This is a genomic window from Acidovorax sp. KPB24-07, assembly GCF_057543315.1.
Genome location: NZ_BAAJYS010000360.1, coordinates 1 through 3,321, shown reverse-complemented (window position 1 = coordinate 3,321; position 3,321 = coordinate 1). Strand labels below are relative to the sequence as shown.

Genomic DNA, 3,321 nt, shown 5'->3' with positions numbered 1-3,321 from the left:
CCGCGCCCAGGCGCGCGGCGCCGGCGTCGGTGGGGGCGCCGATGAGGGTGGCGCGGGTGTGCGGGGCGGGGGTTGCGGTGTCGGTCATGGGTTCATCTCCTGGAAACGCACGGCGTGCGGGCGCCGTGGCGCCAAAGTTTTGCCCCGCATGCGGTCTGGCGGCATGCGGAAAACAGCATGGGGCGCGTGCAGTGTGCACGCGGACGGTGACGATGGGTGGCGTGCCCTGGCGCGGCCCACCCGTGCTTAAAGCGCTTCCGCCAGGTGGGCGGCGGCCTGCACCAGCGGGGGGGCGCCTGCGGGCGTGCCCAGGGCGATCCACGGCTGGATCTGGGCGTACAGGTCCTTGGGGTCGGCCTGGTCGGGAATCAGCTCCAGCGGCTGCAGCAGGCCCGCGCTGCGGCCCAGGGCTCGCATGAAGCGCAGGGCGGAGTAGTCCTCCAGCGCAAAGCCCACCGAGTCGAACACGGTGACCTGCGCGAGCGACGTGCGGGCCGGCGCCTCGCCGCGCACCACGCGCCAGAACTCGGTCACGGGGAAGTCGGCAGGCATCTGCTGCAGGTCGCCTTCGATGCGGGTCTGGGGCTCGTACTCCACGAACACGCTGGCCGCCCGCAGCACCTCGGCCGCCAGTTCGGTCTTGCCGGGGCAGTCGCCGCCCACGGCGTTGATGTGCATGCCAGGCTCGACCAGGTCGCCGTGCAGGATCGTGGCGTAGGCCTTGTCGGCGGTGACGGTGGTGACGATGTCCGCGCCGCGCACGGCCTCGGCGGTGCTGGCGCAGCGGACGATCTCCAGCTCCCCCCGCGCCACCAGCGGCGCGAGGTTGGCCGCCAGCTTGGCCGTGGCGGCCGGGTCGATGTCGTACAGGCGCAGCTCGCCGATGCCCAGCAGGCCCACGAAGGCAAGCGCCTGGAACTCGCTCTGCGCGCCGTTGCCGATCAGCGCCATGCTGCGGCTGTCCGGGCGGGCCAGGTAGCGCGCGGCCATGGCCGACGTGGCCGCGGTGCGCAGCGCCGTGGTCAGGGTGAGCTCGCTCAGGAAGGAGGGGTGGCCGGTGGCCACGTCGGCCAGCGCGCCGAAGGCCATCACCGTGGGCAGGCCGTGGCGAGTGTTGACCGGGTGGCCGTTCACGTACTTGAATGCGTAGTCGCGGGCGTCGGCGACGGGCATGAGTTCGATGACGCCGTTGGGCGAATGGCTCGCGGTGCGCGCGGACTTGTCGAAGTCCTGCCACCGGGCGTAGTCCTCTTCGATGGCCTGCGCCATGCCGCGCAGGCATTCCACCACGCCGGTGCGGCCGACCAATTGCGCGGCGCGCGTGGCGCTCAGGAATTCGGTGGACATGGTGCCGGGAATGGGGCGTTGGTCGGGGGTCATGGGATCGGCTCCTCGTCGGTGGGCGCGCCACGCGACGGGTGTCGGGGCGGCATGGGGTTCCCAAGCGTCCCACAAGGGCGCGCCAATTCAAATCGGCAAAAATGCACGCATAAGCGCAAAAAACTGGCTTTTTGCTCAAAGGAATTGCCGAAATGGACAATATCGACCAGCAACTGATCGCCCAGCTGCGACACAACGCCCGCGCCAGCGTCGCCACGCTGGCCACGCGGCTGGGCGTGTCGCGCGGCACCGTCACCAACCGCATCCGCCGGCTGGAGGACACGGGCGTGATCGTCGGCTACACGGTGCGGCTGCGGCCCGAGCGCGAGACGGGCGGCGGACTGCAGGCCTGGACCAGCATCTCCATCGAGGGCAACGACGCGCGCCGGGTCACGGCCTCGCTGCTGGGCGAGCCCAGCGTGCTGGCGCTGCACAGCACCAATGGCCGCTGGGACCTGCTGGCCGAACTGCAGGTGGGCAGCCTAGCGGAACTGGCGCACGCGCTGGAGCGCATCCGCCTCATCAAGGGCATCAGCAACACCGAGACCAGCATCCACCTGGAGACCGTGCGCGCGCCCATCGCGTCCGGCGGGCGCGGCACGGCCGGGCCGTAGCGGGCCCGTAGGACATGCCTGACGGTGCGCCCCTCGGGGCGCCGCCCATAATCGGCAGGCATTGCCACCGCCGCCTTCCACGGCGCGCGGCGGCCGCAACCCACCCAGGAGAGTCCATGTCCCAGTCCACCCCCAAGCGCTTTTCGATGATCCGCGAGTTCCACCTCGCCGACTGGTTCACGCTGGGCAACGCCGTGTGCGGCGTGGGGGCGCTGTTCTCGTCCATGACGTTCCTGGAGACCGGCGAGGTGCGCCACGTGTACTTCGCCTGCGCGCTGGTGCTGGCGGCGCTGATCTTCGACGTGCTGGACGGCCGCATCGCGCGCTGGCGGCAAAAGTCCTCGGCCATGGGGCGCGAGCTCGATTCGCTGGCCGACGTGATCTCGTTCGGCGTGGCCCCGGCCATCATCGCCTACGCCTGCGGCATGCAGGGCCTGTACGACCGCATCGTGCTGGCGTACTTCGTGGCCTGCGGCGTCTCGCGCCTGGCGCGCTACAACGTCACCGCCGAAACGCTGTCGGAAGGCTCGGGCAAGGTCAAATACTTCGAGGGCACGCCGATCCCCACCTCCATCGTGCTCGTGGCCCTGATGGCGCTGGCCGCCGCCCTGGGCGCGGTGCGCGAGCACCTGTGGTTCGGCAGCGTGGTGCTGGGCGGGTTCACGCTGCACCCGCTGGTGCTGCTGTTCGCGCTGTCGGGCTCGCTCATGATCAGCCGCATCCGCATCCCCAAGTTCTGAGAGGGGCGACGGGCTTCGGGAGACGAAGTTTTGCTATGAAAATAATAGCTTCATGCCGGTGATTTGATTGCGCTGAGGCCCGATTCAATCCAGGGTGCCGGCGCCTGCCGCACGCGGCCTGCAAGCATGGGCTTGTCCGGCCGGGCCTCGGCGCCAAGGTGCCTGCCCCATGCGGCGCGTGGCGCGCGGATACGTCCCGCGACAGGCACCGGCGGGCCCCCACGGTACACTTCGCGCCTTCGGGCCGGGCGTACCGCTCCCCCTTTTTCCGCACCACGTACCCCCCTTCCATGGCCGTTGACACGGCGGGCCAGGCCCGCACCAGCTTTGACCTCAAGAGCGCCCAGCTGCCCGTGGTGGCGGTCGTGCTCAAGACCACCGACGTCGGCGTGCTCGCCGCCGACCTGGCCGCACGGCTGGAGAGCGACCCGGACTTCTTCGACAACGACCCCGTGCTGATCGACCTGGCCGGCGTGCGCGAGGCCGGCGACGCCATCGATTTCGACGCCCTGTGCGCCGCGCTGCGCGGCCACCATACCCAGCCCGTGGCCGTGCGCGGCGGCAGCCCCGCGCAGATGGAGGCCGCG

General features: G+C 70.6%; 4 protein-coding genes. 3 read left to right on the top strand and 1 reads right to left on the bottom strand.

From position 1 onward, the window contains the following. Positions 1-246: 246 nt before the first annotated feature. A complete protein-coding gene (locus tag AC27IQ_RS20930; protein WP_284430413.1) occupies positions 247-1,380 on the bottom strand; it encodes an ornithine cyclodeaminase in 1,134 nt (377 codons plus the stop codon). Between the two features lie 152 nt (positions 1,381-1,532). Between AC27IQ_RS20930 and AC27IQ_RS20925 the strand changes: the two genes are divergently transcribed. The 3 genes from AC27IQ_RS20925 to AC27IQ_RS20915 form a co-directional block, all read left to right on the top strand. Beyond that, the gene (locus AC27IQ_RS20925) at positions 1,533-1,994 is read left to right on the top strand and encodes an Lrp/AsnC family transcriptional regulator (protein WP_284397018.1); all 462 of its coding nucleotides are present in this window, start codon (positions 1,533-1,535) and stop codon (positions 1,992-1,994) included. Positions 1,995-2,110: 116 nt separating this feature from the next. Beyond that, positions 2,111-2,734 carry a CDP-diacylglycerol--serine O-phosphatidyltransferase gene (gene pssA / locus AC27IQ_RS20920; protein WP_284430412.1) on the top strand — a complete coding sequence of 208 codons (624 nt, stop codon included), beginning with the start codon at positions 2,111-2,113 and terminating at the stop codon, positions 2,732-2,734. Between the two features lie 290 nt (positions 2,735-3,024). After that, the coding region (locus AC27IQ_RS20915; protein WP_487090641.1) for a septum site-determining protein MinC at positions 3,025-3,321 on the top strand (297 nt) is incomplete at its 3' end.